Source organism: Pantoea vagans (assembly GCF_004792415.1).
GTDB classification, from domain to species: domain Bacteria; phylum Pseudomonadota; class Gammaproteobacteria; order Enterobacterales; family Enterobacteriaceae; genus Pantoea; species Pantoea vagans.
In genome coordinates this window covers 164,146-186,581 of sequence record NZ_CP038853.1, presented here as the reverse complement: position 1 = coordinate 186,581, position 22,436 = coordinate 164,146, and the positions used below count along the sequence as shown (strand labels likewise).

Genomic DNA, 22,436 nt, shown 5'->3' with positions numbered 1-22,436 from the left:
GATGGCGGTCGCGGGCCTTTTCCCCGCCCCTCTGCCCCGCTGTGATACACTGCCTGCCGGTTTTTTGTCAGGTAGATGCCATGAAACGAGAACTTGCCATTGAATTTTCCCGCGTAACCGAAGCTGCCGCCCTGGCAGGCTATCACTGGTTAGGACGCGGCGACAAAAATGCGGCTGACGGTGCGGCAGTCCATGCCATGCGTCATGTCCTGAACTCCATTGAAATTGACGGTCAGATTGTGATCGGTGAAGGCGAAATCGACGAAGCGCCAATGCTCTATATTGGCGAAAAAGTCGGTACCGGTCGCGGCGATGCGGTCGATATTGCTGTCGATCCGATCGAAGGCACCCGCATGACGGCGCTTGGCCAGGCTAACGCACTGGCCGTGATGGCCGTCGGCGATAAAGGCAGCTTTCTGCACGCCCCTGACATGTACATGGAGAAGCTGATTGTCGGTCCGGCAGCGCATGGTGCGATCGACCTCGACCTGCCGCTGGAAACCAACCTGCGTAATATCGCAATAGCGATGAACAAGCCGCTGTCGCAGCTGACCGTATCGATTCTGGCAAAGCCGCGTCACGATGCGGTGATTAGCCAGCTGCAGCAGCTGGGCGTGCGGGTATTTACCTTCCCGGATGGCGACGTCGCAGCCTCGATTCTGACCTGCATGCCGGACAGCGAAGTGGATGTGATGTATGGCATTGGTGGCGCACCGGAAGGCGTGGTCTCTGCGGCGGTGATCCGTGCACTGGACGGCGATATGCAGGGCCGGTTGCTGGCACGTCATCATGTGAAAGGCGACAGCGCTGAAAACCGTCGGCTCGGTGAGCAGGAGCTGCAGCGCTGTGCAGAGATGGGAATTGAAGCAGGTAAAAAGCTGACGCTGGGTGAGATGGCGCGCAACGACAACGTGGTGTTTGCCGCCACCGGCATTACCAGTGGCGAACTACTGAAAGGCATTACGCGTCAGGGCAATATTGCCACCAGCGAAACGCTGCTGATTCGCGGTAAATCACGCACCATTCGCCGCATCCAGTCGATTCACTATCTCGACCGTAAAGATCCGGCGCTCCATCCGTTTATCCTGTAACCGGCTGGTTGCCGCGCTCCGGCTGACGTGAGAGCGGCAACCAGCAGAGCAGCATCACCAGCGCGGTAAAGAACATCAGCATGCCAAGGCTGAACTGATCGCGCTGCGGCATCATGGCTGAGAGCCACGCCACCAGCCCCGATCCCAGATTCTGCATGCCGCCAATCAGTGCGCCCGCGCTACCCGCCAGCCACGCATACGGCTCCATCGCGCCTGAGGTCGCCAGCGGAAACAGCATACCGGCACCAAAGAAGAACAGCGCGGCGGGGACCAGCAGCGTCCAGATATTCATCACGCCGAACCACGCCGGGATCCACATCAGAATGCCCGCCAGCAGGCAGCTATTCACTCCCCACCACATCAGGCTGTGCCATGAACCCTGCTCACGCCCGGCAAACCAGGCACCGAAGAACGCCGCCGGAATCGGCAGGATGAACAGGATGCTGACGGTGAGGCTGTGCAGGCCAAGCACGCCGCCCAGCAGAACGCCACAGCTCGACTCAAAGACCGCAATCCCGGCCAGCGCGCCAATCAGCAGCACGATGTAGCGGACGAAATTCGCGTCGCTGAGCAGGCGGGCATAACGTTTAAAGAAAGGGGTCACTTCCGCACTCTGCGGCCGGGTCTCCGGCAGCCAGCGCGCCATGGAACCGGTCACCGCCAGACAGAGCAGCAGCAGAAAAGCAAAGCAGGCGTGCCAGCCAAAGAGCTGGGTCAGCAGTGCGCCAATCACCGGCGCCAGCAGCGGGCTGACCAGAATGCCCATATTAAGCAGGCTGTTAGCGCGGCGCAGCGCGTGACCCTCGTAGAGATCGCGCGGCATGGTACGGGCCATTACGCCTGCCACGCCGGTTCCCAGTCCCTGAATAGCACTGCCGAGCACCAGCATATCGAGTGATGTCGCCATCAGAGCCGTAATTGCGCCGATCATAAAGATCATCATGCCCGCCAGGATCACCGGACGACGGCCCACGCTGTCTGACAGCGGACCGTAGATCAGCTGGGATCCGCCATAGGTCATAAGATAAGCCGCCATCACACGCTGCAGCGCGCCATCCCGCACATTCAGGGCATCCGCCATCACCGACATCGCCGGGACGTAGATAGTCTGTGCCATCTGCCCGACAGCCACCAGCACAATGAGCATCACCAGCAGTGGGCGATTTTCCAGTTTACTAATCATGATTATGCAAAATTTCTTTCTGTGAAAGGAGGTTAAAACAGCGGTTCACCCGCCAGTCATCTTGTTATGGCGGGCAAAATATCAGGATTAGATGACAAAGCGAGAGGTAAGCGAAAAGGTCCCGGCTTGCGCCTGTCAAGTTTATGCGCCAGCCTGTAAAGACAAAGCAACAGTTTGTCGATTAGAGCCTTTGCCAGGTCGCAGGCTGGCAATCTCACCGGCGAGTCGCGAAAATAGTGACCTGCCTGAATAATCAACAACCAGGGAGTGATTATGGCTGAGTGGGTCAATGGTGAAGTAAAGGAAGTCAAAAACTGGACGGATGCACTGTTCAGTCTCCGGGTAAAAGCGCCCATCGATCCCTTTATCGCCGGGCAATTTGCCAAGCTGGCGCTGGAAATCGACGGTGAGCGAGTGCAGCGCGCTTACTCCTACGTTAATGCGCCGAAAGATGACCTGCTGGAGTTTTATCTGGTTACAGTGCCAGACGGCAAGCTGAGTCCGCATCTGCAGGCACTTCAGCCGGGCGATCAGGTGATGGTTACCAAAGAAGCCGCGGGATTCTTTGTGCTGGATGAAGTCCCGGAGTGCAAAACCTTATGGATGCTGGCAACCGGTACCGCGATTGGTCCCTACCTGTCGATACTCCAGCAGGGCGAAGGGCTGGATCGCTTTGAAAACATCGTGCTGGTGCATGCTGCGCGCTATGCGGCTGACCTGAGCTTTTTGCCGATGATGCAGCAGCTGCAGCAGCGCTATCACGGTAAATTGCACATCCAGACGGTAGTGAGTCGTGAAGCGATCCCCGGTTCGCTGACGGGCCGGGTTCCGGCGCTGATCGAAAATGGCGAGCTGGAGCGTGCCACCGGATTAACGCTGGATGCCGACAGCAGCCATGTGATGCTGTGCGGCAACCCGCAGATGGTGCGTGATACGCAGCAGTTACTGAAAGAGACGCGCGAGATGCGCAAACACCTGAAGCGTAAGCCAGGCCATATCACCAGTGAACATTACTGGTGAGCCGTTTGCCGGTATCGCACCGGCTGCGTCGCGGTACCAAACCGGTTAGCGCCGGGGGTACCGCGGAAGACGCCGAGATCGAGCAGCAGGCCAGCTATCAACATAAACGGAATGGCGCGGCCCAGCAGCCAGGGCAGAATCCCCCCCAGCATGCTCCAGTTTCCCGCCACCAGCAGCCAGACCAGAATCACCAGAAATCCCCAGTAGCCGCGTCGGTTACGATCGTGCAGCCGTTTAACCATAACCGCGCTGGCGGGCCACAGCAGGCAGACCACGCCAAAGGCCGCCATCTGAGTATCAATCCAGTCGTTTGCCGCTAAGACGAATAACAGTGTCGTGGTCAGCAACCAGACCGCCTGCCAGATCCAGAAATCACGTCGTCCCAGCCGGCCGCGCCAGGAAAAACACCATTGTTGTAACGTCATGCATTATCATCCAGAGAGAAGAGAACCGCCGCGCTTTTGACCTCGCGGATAAAAACCGTTTTAATTTGCGCCTGAGTTTACGGGTTAGGATCGACAAAATGAAGAATTTGCCTGGCGCACTGCTGTTATCGTTTGCGCTGACGGTTCCGGTCTTTGCCGCCGATCCGCCACCGCAGGAACGGCCGGATGCGTTGCCCACCGCGCCTTATCTGCTGGCGGGCGCTCCCACCTTTGATATGACTATCGGCCAGTTTCGCGAAAAATATAATCTGGCTAATGCAGCGCTGATGCTGCCGGAGTATCGCGCTATTGATAATCGGGGTGATAAAAGCAACCTGACGCGCGCCGCCAGCAAAATCAATGAAACGCTCTATGCCTCTACCGCGCTGGAGCCCGGCACCGGCAAAATCAAGACGCTGCAGATTACCTGGCTGCCACTGCCTGGCCCGGACCAGAGCGCCTCACAGCAAAAAGCACTGGCCTACATGACCGCCATGCTGCGCTTCTTTGTACCGGGATTAAGTGCTGACGAGGGGCGCAAAAAGCTGGAGGGTCTGCTGAAGGAAGGTAAGGATTTACCCTACTTTGCGCAGGTCGACGGCGCACTGCGTTTTGTGGTCGCTGACAACGGTGACAAGGGGCTGACCTTCGCGGCCGAACCGGTCAAACTGGCGCTCGCGAGCCCCTGATGATGTGGCTGAAAATGACGAAAAGCAAAGCCATCACTACATTTGATCTCTATACTGTCTGGCAGACAACGCTGCCGGCTGGCAGCGATTTTTCATGTATCGCGTTATGCGGAGGATAGAATGCGACATCCACTGGTTATGGGTAACTGGAAGTTGAATGGCAGCAAGCAGATCACAGCTGAACTGATCGCCGGTCTGCGCAAGGAACTCTCTGGCGTTGAGGGTTGTGGCGTCGCCATTGCACCGCCAGCGCTCTATCTCGAGCAGGCAAAACACGCCATCTCCGGTAGCCACATCGCACTGGGTGCGCAGAACGTGGACGTTAACCTGTCTGGCGCGTTTACCGGTGAAGTTTCCGCTGAAATGCTGAAAGATATCGGCGCGAAATATATCATTATCGGTCACTCAGAACGCCGCACTTACCACAAAGAGAGCGACGAGTTCATCGCGAAGAAATACGCGGTACTGAAGTCAGTGGGCCTGGTCCCGGTGCTGTGCATCGGTGAAACCGAAGCAGAAAACGAAGCGGGTAAAACCGAAGAAGTCTGCGCGCGTCAGCTGGATGCCGTTCTGGAAACTCAGGGCGCTGAAGCGTTCAAAGATGCGGTTATCGCGTATGAGCCCGTCTGGGCCATTGGTACCGGCAAATCTGCGACCCCTGCTCAGGCTCAGGCCGTGCACAAATTCATTCGTGATCATATCGCGAAGAAAGATGCGGCTATCGCAGAACAGGTCATCATTCAGTATGGCGGCTCAGTGAACGACAAGAACGCTGCTGAGCTGTTCACCCAGCCTGACATCGATGGCGCGCTGGTTGGCGGTGCGTCACTGAAAGCAGATGCTTTCGCGGTAATCGTTAAAGCTGCGGCGGCTGCAAAAAGCGCTTAAGCATTAGCATTCCGGTCAGAGGCGGCGCTTAAGCCGCCTTTTTTTATGGGCGCAATCAGCTCACAGGCGTGATCCTGCAACTCCTCCGCCGAACCACTGTTCAGCAGCAGCCAGTTCCGCTCTATCGCCATTAACACCAGTCTCCCATCGCTTAATTCAGCCAGTGCCAGCCCATATTTCCCCATCTCTGTCCGTGCCTCAGGCCGTTCATCGGCCAGACGGATAAAGGCACTCTGCTGAGTCAGCTCATCTGCCGTCAGGGTTCGCAGCCAGTAGCGGTGCTTACGCAGCGTGCTCGCCTGCCATTGACTGCTAAGCTGCGGCGTCAGCTTATCCAGCTGCTGACGCACATCGGGTCGCAGACAGGAGAGATGAATATGGAGCTGATTCTGCGTGCGGCCATATTGCGAATTGATCGCCAGTGACAGGACCCGATCAGCAATGGGTGAGCCGCGTCGCTGTGCAAGCAGAGTTCGTTCATGCCACGCAAGGGCAAAATAGTTGGGCGTCGCGGGTTGCAGTAACCGGGGGCTTTCGATGCCGGTGATTTTGTCGAGCGGGATCAGCAGATACTGCAACGGCCCGTTCATATCTTTCAGCATGGCATAGCGATGCGGCTGGTCGACACGCTGGCAGGGCGCAGGGTCTCCGCTGCTTTGCTGATGAGGCAGGCATTTCTCGCTGACGATCTGCCAGAGTGCATCACTGTTCTTTTTGAAATGCAGTGCGGCGGCCAGCATCCCCACAACAGCCAGCGCCAGCAGAACGGCAACCAGGCGGGTTGCACGACGATTGGTCGGCATAACAACGCTTCCTGAATGGTTTAACAGCCTGCATCCTCGCCTGGCGAAAAAAGAATGTCACGGGGAATTCGGGCTGATGAACTGGCGGCTGGGCAGAGAAGAGAAAAGACGTGATAGAGGCGGATAAGCGGTCAGCGCAGAACGCGCTGACCGTAATACATTATGGTTTCATAACCTCGTCATAGCTGCCGCCATCGGCGAAGTGGGCTTTCTGAGCCTGCGCCCAGCCACCAAACTTGTCCTGAATGGTAAACAGCTTCACTGGCGCAAAGGTGCTGGCAAATTTCTTCGCGATTTCAGCATCACGCGGACGATAGTAATTCTGTGCAGCGATGGTCTGGCCTTCTGGCGAGTAGAGATATTTCAGATACTCATCAGCGACTTTACGCGTGCCCTTTTCATCCACCACTTTGTCGACCACCGACACGGTCGGTTCAGCCAGAATCGATTCGCTCGGGGTAACAATCTCGAACTTATCTTTGCCCAGTTTGTTAACGGCCAGATAAGCTTCGTTTTCCCAGGCGATCAGCACATCACCAATCCCGCGCTCAACAAATGTGTTGGTTGCGCCGCGTGCACCCGAATCCTGTACTTCAACGTTCTTAAACAGCGCTCTGACGTAAGCCAGCGCTTTGGCCTGATCGCCGTTGTTATGATCCAGTGCCCAGCCCCAGGCCGCCAGATAGTTCCAGCGTGCGCCGCCGGACGTTTTCGGGTTAGGGGTAATCACGGACACGCCTGGCTTCGTCAGGTCACTCCAGTCATGGATACCCTTAGGGTTATCTTTACGGACCAGGAAGACAATGGTCGAGGTGTAAGGCGCAGAGTTGTCCGGCAGACGTTTGATCCAGTTCTTATCAATGCGACCACGTTCGGCAATGGCATCAACATCGGATTGCAGCGCCAGTGTGACCACATCCGCGCGGATGCCGTTAATCACGGAGGTCGCCTGCTTGCCAGAGCCACCATGCGACTGGCGGACCACGACATTGTCGCCGGTTTCCTGTTTGTAGTGCGCACTGAACGCTTTATTGTACTGTTCGTACAGCTCACGCGTTGGATCGTAGGAAACGTTTAACAGCTGAATGTCTTTCGCCAGCACGCTGGTTGAGGCCAGCAACAGGGTAACGCCGATACTCCACTTGTTCATTACGCACTCTCCCAATGTCGTTATGGGCTAAGCGTGACATAAACCATTACAGAGCTAAAAGAATTAAAAATAAGCTGTTATAACCGCGGGGAATATAGAAGGGGAATGCCGGGGCATGCTGTGCAGCACACCCCCGCAGGGGAATTAATAGAGCTTTTTCGCGGTGTCCAGCCAGTCGCGCTTGAACGGACGCTTCATGTTTTCAATGGCGTCGACAATATCGTGATGCACCATCTTCTCGTTCTGAATACCCACACAACGGCCGCCGTAACCCTGCATCAGCAGTTCAATGGAGTAAGCGCCCATGCGTGACGCCAGGATACGGTCATACGCACAAGGTGCACCGCCACGCTGAATATGGCCCAGAACGGTCGAACGGGTTTCACGTTTGGTTTCTGTTTCAATGAAACGCGCCAGATCGTCGATATCGCAGATGTGTTCGGTAATCGCCACGATAGCGTGCTTTTTACCTTTGGCGATGCCCGCTTTGATTTCCGCCACCAGCTCTTCGCGGGTATACGGGAACTCTGGCAGGACGATGAACTCACAGCCACCGGCAATCGCCGCTGCCAGGGTCAGATCACCACAATAGCGGCCCATCACTTCAACAATTGAAATACGCTGATGTGAAGAAGAGGTATCACGCAGGCGGTCAATCGCTTCAACCACGGTTTCCAGCGCAGTGAAATAACCGATGGTGTAATCCGTTCCGGCCACGTCGTTATCAATGGTGCCTGGCAGACCGATGCAGGGGAAGCCCATTTCAGTCAGGCGCTTAGCACCCATGTAAGAACCATCACCACCAATCACAACCAGCGCATCAATGCCGCGCTTTTTCATGTTCTCAATGGCAACCTGGCGCACATCTTCATTACGGAACTCAGGGAAACGCGCTGAGCCCAGGAACGTGCCGCCGCGATTAATCATGTCGGAGACGCTGTAGCGATCAAGATTGATCATGCGATCTTCGTACAATCCCAGATAACCGTCATAGATCCCAAAAACTTCCAGTCCTTCACTCAGCGCGGAACGAACCACTCCACGAATAGCTGCGTTCATGCCTGGGGCGTCACCGCCGCTGGTTAATACACCAATTTTTTTGATCATGACAACCTCTGGATTGTTCAAAACTAAGGGTTAATCCTGCCTGTCGATCGCTGCTGAAGGTCATTTTACGATTAGCGCGACATGTGATGGCAGATAGTATATCAAAGGCTTGCTGCTGAATTGATTCAGGTCAGACAACTTTTCACTATTTTTTGCAGCAATGTTAGCGTTACGTCATTCCTTTCGTATCGATTTGATTCATTTACGTTAAAAACCTAAAGAATCTTCTCTCTCGAACGGTACCACAGAACAGGGATCCTGATGGATAATTACGTCTGACCCAGGAAATTCTTTGCGTAACGCCTTCTCAACCTGATCGGCTACCCGATGTGCCTGCACCAGTGGCAACTGGTCTTCCAGTTCCAGATGTAGCTGAATAAATTTTGTCGGGCCGGACTGGCGGGTTCGCAGATCGTGGACGCCCTGCACCTGTGGCCAGTTTGTCGCCAGCGTCAGAATCTGCTGTCGCTCCTCTTCCGGTAGCGCGCGATCCAGCAATGACTGCACCGCCTCATAGCCCATACGCAACGCACTGTAGAGAATGAAAATGCCAATCCCCAGCGCAAAAAGGGCATCTGCCCGGGCAAAGCCATAGCTGCTCAGGACCAGCGCGATCAGAATGGCACCATTCATGATGACGTCCGACTGATAGTGCAGCATATCAGCCCGAATCGCCTGGCTGCGGGTTTTACGCACCACCCAGCGCTGAAAGGCGACCAGCACCAGCGTTGAGCTCAGTGCCACAACGGTCACCACAATACCGACGCCGGGTGCCCGCATCTCACTGGGCGAGGCAAGATGCTGCAGGCTGGTCAGAAACAGAAACAGCGCCGAGCCGGAGATAAACATACTTTGCGCCAGTGCTGCCAGGGACTCCGCTTTGCCGTGCCCGAACGTGTGATCTTCGTCGGCAGGCTGCAGCGCATAACGCACCACCAGCAGATTGGTCAGCGAGGCAGCGATATCCACCAGCGAGTCCACCAGTGAGGCCAGCAAACTCACTGAACCGGTGTACCACCAGGCAAAAATTTTCACGATTAACAGCACAGATGCAAGAATGGTGGCGGCCAGCGCAGCACGCTTTACCAGTCGGCCATAAGAGGGTTGCATGCCAGATTCCCTATGCAGCATCAGCGACGATGCGTACTCAAATGAAAGAATGGCTAAAGTTTAACACCAGGAGGCGGGCAGTGCTTAGCGGGTCATTCAATGGCTCAGTCTCTTTTGCAAAAGCCTGGCAGGCATAAAAAACAAGCCCCGACCTCGGGGAGGACGGGGCAAAGTGTCATACACATCAGTGTCAGACCACAGTCATAGGCTGGTCTGAGCTGAGAAATACGCGGCGATTACTTTTTGCCGCCCTTTTTCCCTGCTTCTGATGCTTTTTCACGATCGTTTTTGAAGTTTCCGCCGCCGCTGCTCTGGCCGCCTTTCTTACCTGCTTCAGACGCTTTTTGCGGATTATCTGCGAAATTACCTGAACCACCACGATGCTCTGCCATAACTTACTCCGTTAATAGATTCATTCAGGACTACATAATGTGGTTGCTGCTCCCTGAGACTTCGCAAAGACACTTAACTTCCCTTCAGTGACAGGATTAAGTGTAGAGGTTGCGCCTGAACCGGCAAGCGTAACGCGGGAAAAGCAACGCGTTGAAAGTTAAGATAAAAGCTTACATGATAAGGTTATAAATCTATTATTTTCAGTGGCTTAAAGTATTTAAAGGACCTTAAGATGCTTACCGGTACGCTTAAATTTACGTTATGGCCTGAATAGTCAATAATCATCGGGCCTGACAAACAAACGTTAAACAAGCGCTAATAAAATGGAGGTTTTGTTGCGTGGTGATGATTCCAGTCAAATTAAAAAAAGCGAAAAAAAGATAAAAAAAACCCCCACCATCATGGCGGGGGAAGACAGGGATGTGTCTATGGCAAGGAAAACAGGGATACTATGTTACTGGTTACTGCTGGTACTACTCACTGCCTGCAGCGATGACGCTGAATGCAGATTCGAAAACTGTCGCAGCTCATTAAGTCGCCGCTGGTAATTCTTCTGCAACGTGGCCTGCTGGTCCGGCGTTAGCAGTTGAAACATTTGATTCTGTACGCGCGCCATCTCAACCTGCTGTTCAACCTGAACTCTGGCGATGACTTCCGCCTTTGCGCGGATGGCCGCTTCGTTAAACTGGTCTGCAGTCACTAAGTCGTGTAGTGCTGCGATATCATCAATATGAACGACCGGGCGCTCATGTCGGGCCTGTTGCATCAGGTCACGCATCTGCTGACGCTGCTCTTCAGTCAGCTCGATACCATCGAACATGTGGCTTTGCGGATTTTGCGTCATACTGCCTGTCGGCAATCCGCCATGATGCATCTCGTCAATCGTCGTCGCATCTTTAGCACCTGCGCTGGCGACACTCAGAGCCATCGCTGAGGCAAGGACGACGGCGGTTAATTTGCGCATCGTGTACTCCAGTTCGTTCCGTTTTGCGATTCAACGAGAGCCAGTGTACGGCGACAGCTGCAAACATCCGTCAGGGGGTGTAAAACTACGTAAAGCGATAGATAGGTGCGCCAGGAACACGGTATTTTGCCTGCGGAGGGCTACAAAAATGAATAAAATCCTGTTGGTAGATGACGACCGCGAATTAACTTCGCTTTTAAAAGAACTGTTAGAAATGGAAGGGTTTGAAGTGGTGGTAGCCAGCGATGGTGAACAGGCGCTGAACCTGCTCGATAACTCTATTGATTTGCTTTTACTGGATGTCATGATGCCGAAGAAAAACGGTATCGACACCCTGAAAGAACTGCGACAGCAACATCAAACCCCCGTCATCATGCTAACGGCGCGCGGCAGCGAGCTGGATCGTGTACTGGGCCTTGAACTGGGTGCAGATGACTATCTGCCCAAGCCGTTTAACGATCGCGAACTGGTGGCGCGTATCCGCGCTATTCTGCGGCGCTCCAACTGGAGTGAACAGCAGCAGCAACACGACAATAGCTCGCCCACACTGGAAGTGGACTGCCTGCGGCTCAATCCTGGCCGTCAGGAAGCGAGTTTTGATGATGTCACGCTGGATCTCACCGGCACGGAGTTCACCCTGCTCTATCTGCTTGCGCAGCACCTGGGCCAGGTTGTATCGCGTGAACATCTGAGTCAGGAAGTGCTGGGCAAACGCCTGACACCTTTTGACCGCGCCATCGATATGCACATCTCGAATCTGCGTCGCAAGCTGCCTGAACGCCGTGACGGTCATCCCTGGTTTAAAACCTTACGTGGCCGCGGCTATCTGATGGTTTCGGCATCATGATTGGAAGTCTGACCACCCGTATCTTCGCCATCTTCTGGTTAACGCTGGCGCTGGTGTTGATGCTGGTGCTAATGGTGCCCAAGCTCGATTCACGACAGATGACCTCGCTGCTGGAGAGTGAACAGCGGCAGGGCATCATGATTGAGCAACACGTCGAAGCAGAGCTGTCACAGGATCCCCCTAACGATCTGATGTGGTGGCGTCGTCTGTTTCGCGCCGTGGAGAAGTGGGCACCGCCGGGTCAGCGGCTGCTGTTAGTGACCAGTGAAGGTCGGGTGATTGGCGCACAACATAACGAAATGCAGGTTATCCGCAATTTTATCGGCCAGTCTGATAACGCCGATCATCCGCAGAAGAAGAAATATGGTCGTGTTGAGCTGGTAGGGCCTTTTGCCGTCCGGGATGGCGAAGATAACTACCAGCTTTACATGATCCGTCCCGCCAACAGCTCCCAGCTCGATTTCGTCAATCTGCTGTTTGACCGTCCGTTACTGCTGCTTATTGTCACCATGCTCATAAGCTCACCGCTGCTGCTGTGGCTCGCCTGGAGCCTGGCGCGTCCGGCGCGTAAGCTGAAATATGCCGCCGATGAAGTCGCAAGCGGAAATCTGCGTCAGCATCCGGAACTGGAATCAGGTCCGCAGGAGTTTCTGGCGGCGGGTTCCAGCTTTAACCAGATGGTCAGTGCGCTGGAGCGGATGATGACCGGTCAGCAACGTCTGCTATCGGATATCAGCCATGAGCTTCGTACCCCGCTTACCCGTCTGCAACTGGCTACCGCGCTGCTGCGTCGGCGTCAGGGCGAAGGTAAAGAGCTGGAGCGGATTGAGATGGAAGCACAGCGTCTTGATGGCATGATTAACGACCTGCTGGTGCTGTCACGCACCCAGCATAAAAATGCATTGGTCAGCGAAGCGATGAAGGCGAATCAGCTGTGGAATGGGGTGCTGGAAGATGCCCGTTTCGAAGCGGAACAGATGGGCAAGAAGATGGATATTCCCTACCCGCCTGGCCCGTGGCCGCTTTATGGCAACCCTCATGCGCTGGAGAGTGCGCTGGAAAATATCGTTCGCAATGCGCTGCGCTATTCACACACACATATCAGCGTCAGCTTCTCCGTCGATATTTCCGGTATCACGGTACACGTTGATGATGACGGTCCTGGCGTGAGTCCGGAAGATCGCGAACAGATTTTCCGTCCCTTCTACCGTACCGATGAAGCACGCGATCGCGAATCAGGCGGCACCGGTCTTGGCCTGGCGATTGTCGAAACAGCAGTGCAGCAGCATCGCGGCTGGGTTAAAGCCGATGACAGCCCACTGGGTGGTCTGCGTCTGACCCTCTGGTTGCCACTCTACTCCTCCGGTCGTCAATAATTTGCTATGCTTCGGCCCCTGTCATCGGGGGGCCTTATGCTTAACATTGTCTTGTTTGAACCAGAAATTCCGCCAAATACCGGCAATATCATTCGCCTGTGCGCCAATACGGGCTTCCAGCTTCATCTGATTCAGCCGCTCGGCTTCGCCTGGGATGACAAGCGTTTACGCCGCGCCGGACTGGATTACCACGAATTCACGGCCATAAAATTCCATGCTGACTATCAGGCGTTTATCGCCGCTGAGTCGCCTGAACGTCTGTTTGCGCTGACGACCAAAGGAACGCCCGCACACAGTGCCGTCGCGTATCAGGCGGGCGATTATCTGCTGTTTGGACCTGAGAGCCGTGGACTGCCAGCGGAAATTCTGGCGGCATTACCGGCGCAGCAGAAAATCCGCATCCCGATGAGAGCGGAGAGCCGCAGCATGAATTTATCGAATGCCGTGTCGGTGGTGGTCTATGAAGCGTGGCGCCAGCTCGATTACGCGGGCGCACTGATTAAAGACTAGATGCCGTCGCCAAACTGAAAACCGGCGAGGCTGCCATTGAAGTGCTGATCCATATCCATTGACGGCTTTTCACTGCCTGGCTTGCCGACGATACGCGCGGGGACGCCTGCTGCCGTAGTGTGTGGCGGCACAGGCTGTAACACCACAGAACCGGCGCCGATTTTTGCTCCCCTGCCGACTTCAATATTGCCCAGCACTTTCGCGCCGGCACCAATCATCACCCCTTCACGAATTTTCGGATGGCGATCGCCGCTGGTTTTGCCGGTACCGCCCAGCGTCACTGATTGCAGGATCGAGACATCATTCTCAACTACGGCGGTTTCACCAATCACAATGCCTGTAGCATGGTCGAGCATGATGCCGTGGCCTATATTCGCGGCGGGATGAATATCGACGGCAAAGGAGACAGAAATTTCATTCTGCAGATAAACCGCCAGCGCGCGTCGGCCTTCATTCCATAGCCAGTGACCAATGCGGTAGGCCTGAAGCGCATGAAATCCTTTGAGATAGAGCAGCGGCGTGGAGTATTTATCGACCGCCGGGTCACGCTGACGTACCGCCTGAATATCGTAAGCCGCCGACAGTATCATGGACGGATCTTCGCGGTAGGCTTCTTCAACGATTTCACGAATGGCGATAGCAGGCATAATCGGGTTTGCCAGCTTGTTGGCCAGCATGTAACTCAGTGCACTACCGAGATTTTCATGCTTGAGCAATGTCGCGTGGAAGAAACTGGCCAGCATCGGCTCACAATCAGCCAGGGCGCGCGCTTCTGCTTTAATATTATTCCAGACCAGTTCTAACTCATCAGACGACATTGCTACTTTCTCCCGATAAAAAAAGCGCCTGAATGGCGCTGCAGGTGATGATGCTACGCGTCCTGCGTTAGCTGATGCTGTTTTCGTCCTTCCTTGTTCGTCCCAGCAGGCTCAATGCTGCATCTCTCGCCGGTTTTTCGCAATACAACACCTGATAAATCTGCTCGGTGATCGGCATTTCCACACCAAAACGCGCAGCCAATGCTTTGACTTCTTTAGTGTTTCTGTACCCTTCTACAACTTGTCCGATAATGCGTTGCGCGCTATCTACATCTTCGCCCTGGCCCAGCATCATGCCAAAACGACGATTACGCGACTGATTATCGGTACAGGTCAGCACCAGATCGCCCAGACCCGCCATCCCCATAAAGGTGGTGGGATCGGCACCCAGCGCTGCGCCCAGCCGGCTCATTTCGGCCAGACCACGGGTGATCAGTGCAGTTCGCGCGTTTGCGCCAAAACCAATCCCGTCGGACATACCAGCACCGATAGCAATCACGTTTTTTACCGCGCCGCCCAGCTGTACGCCGATGAAATCAGGGTTGTTATAAACGCGGAAGCTTTTACCGCAGTGCAGCTTCTGCTGCAGGTCGTCAGCAAACTGCGCATCCGTGGCGGCCAGCGCGATGGCCGTCGGTAATCCTGCCGCCAGCTCTTTCGCAAAGGTCGGCCCGGAGATCACGGCCAGCGGAATGGCATCGCCTACGATGTCACGTGCCACGTCCTGCAACAGCCGGCCCGTCTCTTTTTCCAGCCCTTTGGTCGCCCAGACAATACGCGAGTCTGGCCGCAGATGAGGTTTAATCTGCTGCAGCACATCGCCAAACACATGACTCGGCACCACGATTAATAAATCGCGGCTGGCGGCAATGGTTTTGGTCAGATCAGGCTCAAGGGAGAGGTTATCGGGGAACGGGACATCGGGCAGGAAAGCAGTGTTGCAGCGGTCAGTCTGAAGTTGCGCCAGATGCGCCGGGTTATGTCCCCACAACAGCACCGGATGGCCGTTACGGGCCAGGGTAATCGCCAAAGCGGTGCCGTAGGAACCGGCACCGATGACGCTAATCGAAGCGTGAGTTGTCATCAGGCATCCTGATGTGGTTCAGCACCTTCTTCACCTTGCTGCTGCTGCAGGTAGTTCATGAACAGCGCATCAAAGTTAACCGGTGCCAGGTTCAGCTGCGGGAAGGTACCACGTGATACCAGGCTGGTAATGCATTCGCGTGCGTACGGGAACAGAATGTTCGGGCAGTATGCACCCAGGCAATGTGCCATCTGCGTTCCTTCGATACCGCTGATGGTGAAAATACCGGCCTGCTGAACTTCACACAGGAAAGCGGTCTCTTCGCCCACAGTTGCGGTTACAGTCACACGAAGTACCACTTCGTAAACTTCGTCAGCCAGCTGAGAAGATGCAGTATCCAGGTCCAGCTTAACGTCCGGTTCCCACTCTTTCTGGAAAACCTGCGGGGCATTTGGCGCTTCAAAGGAGATATCTTTAGTGAATACGCGCTGAATCTGGAACTGCATTTCGTTGGTGTTGTGTTCTGACATGTGACCAAATCCTATATATGAGGTTGTCCGGCGTAAAATTACGCCTGCAGTAAGGGATCTAAACCTTCGCGATTATCGAGTGCGAATAAGTCATCGCAGCCGCCAATGTGCTGCGCATCAATAAAAATCTGAGGCACGGTGGTACGACCGCTACGCTTGATCATCTCTTCGCGCTTAGCCATATCGCCATCAATGGGGATTTCCTGAAACGAGACGCCTTTTTGCGTTAACAGCGCCTTCGCACGATGGCAGTAAGGACAGGTGGCCTTGGTATACATTTCAACATTTGCCATGATCAGCACCTCTGTAAGATTATTTACCGCGAACTAACGGCAGATTTTCGCCGCTCCAGCCACTGATACCCTCTTTCAGCACTGAAACCTGCTCAAAGCCTGCCGCACTGAGGTGTGCAGCAGAATCGCCTGCGCTTTGTCCGGTTGCACACACCACAATTATGGGATGCGCTTTATGCTTTGCCAGTTCGTCGAGGTTGCCTTTTTTAATCTCAGCGGCTGCCACATTCAACGCACCTGAAATATGACCCCTGCGGAAATCGTCGCGCGAACGCACGTCTACTACTACCGCGTCCTCTTTATTAATCAGGCGGGTGGCTTCACCGCGGCTGATCGTTTTTACCTTAGAGAACATTCCTTTAACGGTAGTCACAATCACCATAACGAGTAAAACGACCCATGCCAGACTCAGGATGGGGTGATTGCTTGCAAACTGCATAATTTCTTGCATGAGGGGTAACGACTCCAGACCGGGCTAATAAGCTAAAACAAGGGTTCTGAGTATACCTGCGCCACTTCGCATGTACAGATGCTATGCGGCCAGAGTATCGATTTGTGCTCCATTTTCCAAAAAAAGTGGCTGAAAGGCAAAAATGGCGTAAGGGTTAATCCATGTCATGGTGAAAGTGGACATAACTGGAAAAGCAAATGCCCGCTGGCAGCACTGGTAAGCGGCGGTTCATCGTGGAATAATCATTGGCCTATGAAGGGAAAAACAACCGTTTCGCACACAAGGACCCGTCCCAACGGCGATAACCTGCCGTTGTTCACACACCTGTCCAGCCTCTCCCTTAGTCTGCTTTGTGCGGGAGCACTGTTGTTGCCTGCCGCTGTTCACAGCGCAGAGGACAGTAAATCTCAGCTGCAATCCATTCAGCAAAACATTGCTGCAAAAGAGAAAAGCGTTAAAGCGCAGAAACTGCAGCGTAGCAAATTACTGGATCAGTTGCAGAGCCAGGAAAAGATCATCGCTCAGGCGAGCCGTCAGCTGCGTGACACCCGCAATAGCCTCACTGCTCTGAATGATGAGATGAAACAACTCGCCACCTCCATCGCCCGGCTTGAAAAACAGCAAACCCGCCAGGAAAACCTGCTTTCTGAACAACTTGATGCGGCATTTCGTCAGGGTCAGCACAGCGGCGTGCAGCTTTTGATGGGCGGTGAAGAGAGCCAGCGCAGTGAGCGTATTCTGGCCTATTTCGGCTATCTCAATGATGCCCGCCAGAAAAGTATCGAATCGCTGCAAAAGACGCGACAGGATTTAGACCAGCAACGCGCCTCGCTGGAGCAGAAGCAGCAGCAGCAGAAAGAGTTATTAGCACAGCAGCAGGGCCAACAGCAGAAGCTGCAACAGGCGAGCGACGCGCGTAAAAAGACCCTGACATCACTGGAGAGCGCGCTGGAAAAAGATCAGGCCGATCTGGTCGAGATGCGCCAGAACGAAAGCCGTCTGCAGGATAAGATCGCCCGTGCGGAACGCGAGGCGCGCGAGCGCGCAGCCCGTGAAGCGCGTGAGGCGGAAAAAGTGCGTCAGCGTCAGGCGCAGGCGAAAGCCAAAGGCTCCAGCTATCAGCCGACTCAGAGCGAACGTGAACTGGTAGCCCGCACGGGTGGACTGGGGCGCGCGGGCGGACAGGCGTTGTGGCCGGTGCGCGGACGCATTGAACATCGCTTTGGTGAACAGCTGCAGGGTGAACTGCGCTGGAAAGGACTGGTGATTGATGCGCGGGAAGGCACCGAGGTGAAAGCGATTGCCGATGGTCGTGTGCTGATGGCCGACTGGTTACAGGGCTACGGTCTGGTGGTGGTGCTGGAGCACGGCAAAGGTGATATGAGCCTGTATGGCTACAACCAAAGTGCGCTGGTGAGCGTGGGTACGCAGGTGAAGGCAGGACAGCCTATCGCACTGGTGGGCACCAGTGGTGGCCGCGGTACCCCGTCGCTCTATTTTGAAATCCGACGTCAGGGACAGGCCGTCAATCCACTCCCGTGGTTAGGAAAATAAGTTTTGCTGCAACGTCGAAAAATCTCCGTTCTGTTGAGCGCCTTACTGTTCAGCTATGCTGCACAGGCGGGCAAACTGGCCATTGTCATCGATGACGTCGGCTATCGCCCTGCCGAAGAGAACAAAGTCCTGCAGATGCCGCAGGCTATTTCAGTCGCGGTATTGCCCAATGCCCCCCACGCCCGTGAAATGGCGACTAAAGCACATCAGAGTGGTCACGAAGTGCTGATCCATCTGCCGATGGCACCCCTGAGCAAACAGCCGCTGGAAAAAGATACCTTAACGCCGGAGATGAGCAGTGAAGAGGTTACCCGCATCATGCGTAATGCGGTTAACAACGTGCCTTATGCCGTCGGTCTGAACAACCATATGGGCAGCAGGATGACCTCAAGCCTGCCCGGCATGCAGAAAGTGATGCAGGCGCTGAACCACTACAATCTTTACTTCCTGGATAGCATGACCATCGCTAACAGTCAGGCGATACCTGCCGCGCAGGGTACCCAGGTCAAGGTGTTAAAACGTCGGGTATTCCTTGATGACAGCCAGGATATTAACGCCATCCGCCAGCAGTTCAGCCGGGCGGTGAAGCTGGCGCAGCGCGACGGTTATGCGATTGCCATTGGTCATCCCCATCCGACTACCGTTCGGGTGCTGCAGCAGATGTTACCCACGCTGCCAGCCGACATTACGCTGGTTCGTCCCAGCCAGCTGCTGAACGAATCGCTACGCAGCGGATCACGGACGCCTGTTGCACCGGCAAAGCCGGTACCGCCGCGCTTCCAGCCTGCCAGCCTGTGTAAAGCAAAACAGCCACTGGCCCCGGTTCCGGCGACCCGAGCCTTAGCGGTAATCGCTGAAAGTGTGAATCACAGCCCACTGTTTACCACGCTAAAAAATCTGTTCTGATTTGCTATGAATGCTAAGTCTCAGGCTTAGCGTTCATTTATACGCAGAAATTACTATAATCCAGGGTCGGACAATAACGGGCTGTGCGGAAACAGTGATAGGGATGACGATAAATAAACAAAAAATCCTGCTGCTGGATAACGGCAGAGAGTGGGGCGGCGGCACCAACAGTATGCTGGAGCTGCTGAAACGTATCGATCGTCAAAAATTTGATATCACCTGCTGCTTCTACCACAACTACAGCCGTGGTAACGACGAAACGATTGAGGCCACGCTGAATGCGCTGGCCATTCCGGTCTTTTTTATTCCGCAAATCAAACAGCCACGCTGGGCAAAATTTGTTAAAGAAGCCGTGCGTGCGCTGCTGTTTTTCAACAAAAAGCTTAAGAAGCGTGTTATCGACGAGATTGATACGCGCTGGCGAATTATGCCTAATGCCAGCAAAATCAATTCACTGCTGCAACTGGGTAACTTCGACACGCTCTATATGAATAACCAGCCCAGTACTAATGTGGAAGGTTATCTGGCCGCGCGCAGCCTTGACGTTGCGGTGGTTCAACACTGCCGTATCGATCCGGTTCTGGAACCGCGGCTGGTCAGCATGGTGAATCAGGATTGCCAGGCTGTGATTGCTGTATCTCAGGGCGTCAATAACACCCTGCGTCGCCATGGTATCGATGCGGAACGCTGTTTTACCGTCAGTAATGCCATCGACGTTCACCAGACTCTGCCCGACCGCCTTGAAGTCCGCCAGCGTTTCAAACTCTCCCCTTCGACCTTCGTATTTGGCACTATCGGCTCTCTGATATTGCGCAAATCTAATCACCATATCCTGCAGGCGCTGGGCCGTTTTAAACGCGCCAATCCCGATGCAGACTGGCGGATGGTGATTGTCGGCGCTGGTCCGGAACTTCAGCATCTGCTGCAACTTGCGACTGCAGAGAACATCCAGCATCACGTGGTTTTTACGGGCTTTCAGAACAATGCTCTCGATTACCTCACGGCTTTTGATGCGTTTATTCTGGCCTCACGCAGTGAAGGCTTACCCCGGGTTGTGCTGGAGGCGATGCTGGTGAATACCGCCGTTGTGGGATCCCGTGTGGTCGGCACTGCCGAATTGATCAGTCATGACGAAACCGGGCTGCTGTTTGATTATGGCAACGTGGTACAACTGACCCAGCACCTGACCGCGCTGTGGCAGGATGCGGATTTGCGTCAACGCCTGATCAATGCGGCAGCGAAACGCGTACGTGAACAGTACGCCATTGAAACCTATATCAGCGGCGTCGAGAATATTCTGCAAAGCGTCGCCAAAAAGAAACCTCATGCTTAATTTTTTAAATCCCCGTTACCGCCATATCAGAGCGCGCCATAACCTGCCTTATTCGCAAAAAGAGGTTCAGGGCACTGTGCCGGTCACCTCTGTTGTTATCCCCTGCACCGGCGCGGACTATATTGAAGAAGCCCTGCTCAGCGCCGATTTTGCAGCGCGTTTCGCGACGGAGGCAAAAGAGGTCGTGATTGTCAGCGATCAGCCCGCGCACGCCTTTGGCAGCCTGCCGGCTAAAATCCGCGTGGCGACGCTGGATGTGCCGCACCGGGAAGATAGTTATCGCTACAAGCAGATCTATCGCAGTCGTTTGATCAAATTGCAGGCGCCCTTGCAGGCAGAAGGCGACGGTATTCTGATGATCGATTCCGACCTCAATCTGCTTAAGATGCCGCAGATCATGATGAAGCCGGGCCATCTCTATTCCAGCTTCCGTCAGGGGAAAATGATTGCCAAGCTGGACGGTGCGCCGCAAGAGGCGATTCCCGCTTACTATCCGCACAGTATCCGGCCTTATCTGGTGGACCACGTGAATGGCGCTTACCTGGCTGCCACCCGTGAAGTCTGGCAGCGCATTTCGCCGCTGTGGCTGACGCTGTTTAATGACACGTGGAATTTAATGAACGACAGCCAGCCGCCGACCGATCAGCTGCCGCTCGCGGTGTTGCTGGACATGCTGGATATCAAAACCGTCAATCTGGGCGAATGGGCTAACTGGCCGGTCTCCAAGAAAATCGGCGGTCAGTCAGCAGTCATCCCGCCGGAAGTGGTGGGCGCGCATGGCGGCTTTCCGCTGTCGGAATGGCAAAAATACCTTGCTGACCCGCAGCAGCCGCTGAACTTCAAAGGCCAGGACTACACGCGCAAAGTGCGCTACCTGACCGACGAAGAGAAGAAGAAAAGCTAATCCTGCGGCCGCCGTGCCAGCGGCCGTTGCTTTAATCCCAGCTTAGTATCACTTTCCCCGAGCGTCCTGAACGCATCTCATCAAAGCCCTGCTGGAAATCGTCGATACCATAGCGATGCGTAATGATCGGCGTTAAATCGAGACCGGACTGAATCAGCGCCGCCATTTTGTACCAGGTTTCAAACATCTCACGGCCATAAATGCCTTTGATAAAAAGCCCCTTAAAAATCACCTGATTCCAGTCGATCGCCATTTCACCCGGCGGAATACCCAGCAGTGCGATCCGCCCACCGTGATTCATCACCTCCAGTAGCGAGCGAAAGGCAGGAGGTGCGCCGGACATCTCCAGTCCGACATCAAATCCTTCCGTCATCCCCAGCGAGTGCATCACGTCGCGCAGATCTTCATTCGCCACATTGACCGCACGTGTGACGCCCATTTTCCGCGCCAGTGCCAGGCGATACTCATTGATGTCCGTGATCACCACATTGCGTGCGCCGACGTGGCGACAGACTGCAGCGGCCATGATGCCGATTGGACCTGCACCCGAGATCAGCACATCTTCACCGACCAGGTCGAACGAGAGTGCGGTGTGCACCGCGTTGCCGAACGGATCAAAGATTGCCGCCAGCTCATCGGAAATGTTGTCGGGAATTTTAAATGCATTAAAGGCGGGGATGACCAGATACTCCGCAAAGCAGCCCTGACGGTTAACGCCCACGCCCATCGTGTTACGGCATAAATGGGTGCGTCCGGCGCGGCAGTTGCGACAGTGTCCACAGGTAATGTGCCCCTCGCCCGAAACCCGATCCCCAATTTTAAAGCCTTTCACTTCCTGTCCAATCGCGACCACTTCACCCACATACTCATGACCGACAATCATCGGCACCGGAATGGTTTTGCGCGACCAGTCATCCCAGTTGTAGATATGAACATCGGTGCCGCAGATGGCGGTTTTACGGATCTTAATCAGCAGATCGTTGTGACCCGGCTCAGGAACCGGGGCATCGGTCACCATCCAGATGCCCGCTTCCTTCTTCAGTTTGGCGAGTGCTTTCATGACGGAC

The 22,436-nt window shown here is 54.8% G+C and carries 25 protein-coding genes; 11 read left to right on the top strand and 14 right to left on the bottom strand.

The genetic code is table 11. The features are described 5' to 3' along the window. Positions 1-80: 80 nt before the first annotated feature. A complete protein-coding gene (gene glpX / locus EGO56_RS00910; protein ID WP_033734468.1) occupies positions 81-1,091 on the top strand; it encodes a class II fructose-bisphosphatase in 1,011 nt (336 codons plus the stop codon). Here glpX and emrD read toward each other — a convergent pair. Then, entirely contained in the window at positions 1,081-2,274 is a 1,194-nt protein-coding gene (gene emrD / locus EGO56_RS00905) for a multidrug efflux MFS transporter EmrD (protein ID WP_013359474.1), read from the bottom strand. The two genes, glpX and emrD, sit on opposite strands and share 11 nt — an antisense overlap. 273 nt (positions 2,275-2,547) lie before the next feature. Between emrD and fpr the strand changes: the two genes are divergently transcribed. Further along, complete coding sequence (gene fpr / locus EGO56_RS00900) at positions 2,548-3,294, top strand: ferredoxin--NADP(+) reductase (protein ID WP_135907461.1); 747 nt, start codon at positions 2,548-2,550, stop codon at positions 3,292-3,294. On the opposite strand, the gene EGO56_RS00895 is transcribed toward fpr, so the two are convergent. Beyond that, entirely contained in the window at positions 3,285-3,719 is a 435-nt protein-coding gene (locus EGO56_RS00895; protein ID WP_135907460.1) for a DUF805 domain-containing protein, read from the bottom strand. The two genes, fpr and EGO56_RS00895, sit on opposite strands and share 10 nt — an antisense overlap. Before the next feature lie 98 nt (positions 3,720-3,817). On the opposite strand from EGO56_RS00895, the gene EGO56_RS00890 reads away from it, so the two are divergent. Beyond that, positions 3,818-4,408, top strand: coding sequence for a DUF1454 family protein (locus tag EGO56_RS00890; RefSeq protein ID WP_135907459.1), 591 nt, complete (start codon positions 3,818-3,820; stop codon positions 4,406-4,408). Between the two features lie 120 nt (positions 4,409-4,528). Then, a complete protein-coding gene (gene tpiA / locus EGO56_RS00885) occupies positions 4,529-5,296 on the top strand; it encodes a triose-phosphate isomerase (protein WP_010258199.1) in 768 nt (255 codons plus the stop codon). Here the strand turns inward: tpiA and EGO56_RS00880 are convergent. The 6 genes from EGO56_RS00880 to cpxP all read right to left on the bottom strand — a co-directional run bounded on the left by EGO56_RS00880 (position 5,293) and on the right by cpxP (position 10,823). After that, positions 5,293-6,099 (bottom strand): CDP-diacylglycerol diphosphatase, encoded by an 807-nt coding sequence (locus EGO56_RS00880; RefSeq protein ID WP_135907458.1) that lies wholly within the window; start codon positions 6,097-6,099, stop codon positions 5,293-5,295. The genes tpiA and EGO56_RS00880 overlap by 4 nt on opposite strands. Before the next feature lie 160 nt (positions 6,100-6,259). Next, the gene (locus EGO56_RS00875; RefSeq protein ID WP_013359480.1) at positions 6,260-7,249 is read right to left on the bottom strand and encodes a sulfate ABC transporter substrate-binding protein; all 990 of its coding nucleotides are present in this window, start codon (positions 7,247-7,249) and stop codon (positions 6,260-6,262) included. Between the two features lie 144 nt (positions 7,250-7,393). Continuing rightward, complete coding sequence (gene pfkA / locus EGO56_RS00870) at positions 7,394-8,356, bottom strand: 6-phosphofructokinase (RefSeq protein ID WP_003851263.1); 963 nt, start codon at positions 8,354-8,356, stop codon at positions 7,394-7,396. 207 nt (positions 8,357-8,563) lie between these two features. Beyond that, positions 8,564-9,466: a CDF family cation-efflux transporter FieF gene (fieF, locus tag EGO56_RS00865; protein WP_135907457.1), complete on the bottom strand. Its 903-nt coding sequence runs from the start codon at positions 9,464-9,466 to the stop codon at positions 8,564-8,566. A 236-nt stretch (positions 9,467-9,702) separates the two neighbouring features. Further along, positions 9,703-9,858, bottom strand: a complete 156-nt coding sequence (locus EGO56_RS00860) for a con-10 family general stress protein (RefSeq protein WP_010258211.1) — start codon at positions 9,856-9,858, stop codon at positions 9,703-9,705. 455 nt (positions 9,859-10,313) lie between these two features. Next, positions 10,314-10,823 carry a cell-envelope stress modulator CpxP gene (gene cpxP / locus EGO56_RS00855; protein ID WP_135907456.1) on the bottom strand — a complete coding sequence of 170 codons (510 nt, stop codon included), beginning with the start codon at positions 10,821-10,823 and terminating at the stop codon, positions 10,314-10,316. 148 nt (positions 10,824-10,971) lie between these two features. On the opposite strand from cpxP, the gene cpxR reads away from it, so the two are divergent. From cpxR to trmL, 3 genes are read left to right on the top strand one after another with little or no spacing between them, the layout of a single operon-like run. Next, positions 10,972-11,670: an envelope stress response regulator transcription factor CpxR gene (gene cpxR / locus EGO56_RS00850; protein WP_009088062.1), complete on the top strand. Its 699-nt coding sequence runs from the start codon at positions 10,972-10,974 to the stop codon at positions 11,668-11,670. After that, a complete protein-coding gene (cpxA, locus tag EGO56_RS00845; protein ID WP_013359484.1) occupies positions 11,667-13,046 on the top strand; it encodes an envelope stress sensor histidine kinase CpxA in 1,380 nt (459 codons plus the stop codon). The genes cpxR and cpxA overlap by 4 nt, the downstream gene beginning before the upstream one ends. Positions 13,047-13,082: 36 nt before the next feature. Continuing rightward, the gene (trmL, locus tag EGO56_RS00840; RefSeq protein WP_013359485.1) at positions 13,083-13,556 is read left to right on the top strand and encodes a tRNA (uridine(34)/cytosine(34)/5-carboxymethylaminomethyluridine(34)-2'-O)-methyltransferase TrmL; all 474 of its coding nucleotides are present in this window, start codon (positions 13,083-13,085) and stop codon (positions 13,554-13,556) included. Here the strand turns inward: trmL and cysE are convergent. The 5 genes from cysE to EGO56_RS00815 all read right to left on the bottom strand — a co-directional run bounded on the left by cysE (position 13,553) and on the right by EGO56_RS00815 (position 16,672). Further along, positions 13,553-14,374 carry a serine O-acetyltransferase gene (cysE, locus tag EGO56_RS00835; RefSeq protein WP_013359486.1) on the bottom strand — a complete coding sequence of 274 codons (822 nt, stop codon included), beginning with the start codon at positions 14,372-14,374 and terminating at the stop codon, positions 13,553-13,555. The two genes, trmL and cysE, sit on opposite strands and share 4 nt — an antisense overlap. Before the next feature lie 67 nt (positions 14,375-14,441). Further along, on the bottom strand, positions 14,442-15,458 hold the full coding sequence (gene gpsA / locus EGO56_RS00830) for an NAD(P)H-dependent glycerol-3-phosphate dehydrogenase (RefSeq protein ID WP_185948867.1): 1,017 nt from the start codon (positions 15,456-15,458) through the stop codon (positions 14,442-14,444). Then, entirely contained in the window at positions 15,458-15,928 is a 471-nt protein-coding gene (gene secB, locus EGO56_RS00825; protein ID WP_010258229.1) for a protein-export chaperone SecB, read from the bottom strand. The genes gpsA and secB overlap by 1 nt, the downstream gene beginning before the upstream one ends. Positions 15,929-15,966: 38 nt before the next feature. Then, a complete protein-coding gene (grxC, locus tag EGO56_RS00820; RefSeq protein WP_008926942.1) occupies positions 15,967-16,221 on the bottom strand; it encodes a glutaredoxin 3 in 255 nt (84 codons plus the stop codon). 19 nt (positions 16,222-16,240) lie between these two features. Continuing rightward, entirely contained in the window at positions 16,241-16,672 is a 432-nt protein-coding gene (locus EGO56_RS00815) for a rhodanese-like domain-containing protein (RefSeq protein WP_135907454.1), read from the bottom strand. Between the two features lie 252 nt (positions 16,673-16,924). On the opposite strand from EGO56_RS00815, the gene envC reads away from it, so the two are divergent. The 4 genes from envC (at position 16,925) to EGO56_RS00795 (ending at position 21,369) form a co-directional block, all read left to right on the top strand. Beyond that, positions 16,925-18,226: a murein hydrolase activator EnvC gene (gene envC, locus EGO56_RS00810; RefSeq protein WP_135907453.1), complete on the top strand. Its 1,302-nt coding sequence runs from the start codon at positions 16,925-16,927 to the stop codon at positions 18,224-18,226. A 3-nt stretch (positions 18,227-18,229) separates the two neighbouring features. Beyond that, positions 18,230-19,132, top strand: coding sequence for a divergent polysaccharide deacetylase family protein (locus tag EGO56_RS00805; protein ID WP_135907452.1), 903 nt, complete (start codon positions 18,230-18,232; stop codon positions 19,130-19,132). Positions 19,133-19,235: 103 nt separating this feature from the next. Next, a complete protein-coding gene (locus EGO56_RS00800) occupies positions 19,236-20,465 on the top strand; it encodes a glycosyltransferase (RefSeq protein ID WP_033734487.1) in 1,230 nt (409 codons plus the stop codon). Then, entirely contained in the window at positions 20,458-21,369 is a 912-nt protein-coding gene (locus EGO56_RS00795) for a hypothetical protein (RefSeq protein ID WP_135907451.1), read from the top strand. The genes EGO56_RS00800 and EGO56_RS00795 overlap by 8 nt, the downstream gene beginning before the upstream one ends. A 31-nt stretch (positions 21,370-21,400) precedes the next feature. On the opposite strand, the gene tdh is transcribed toward EGO56_RS00795, so the two are convergent. Continuing rightward, positions 21,401-22,429 carry an L-threonine 3-dehydrogenase gene (gene tdh / locus EGO56_RS00790; RefSeq protein WP_135907450.1) on the bottom strand — a complete coding sequence of 343 codons (1,029 nt, stop codon included), beginning with the start codon at positions 22,427-22,429 and terminating at the stop codon, positions 21,401-21,403. Between the last annotated feature and the right edge of the window lie 7 nt (positions 22,430-22,436).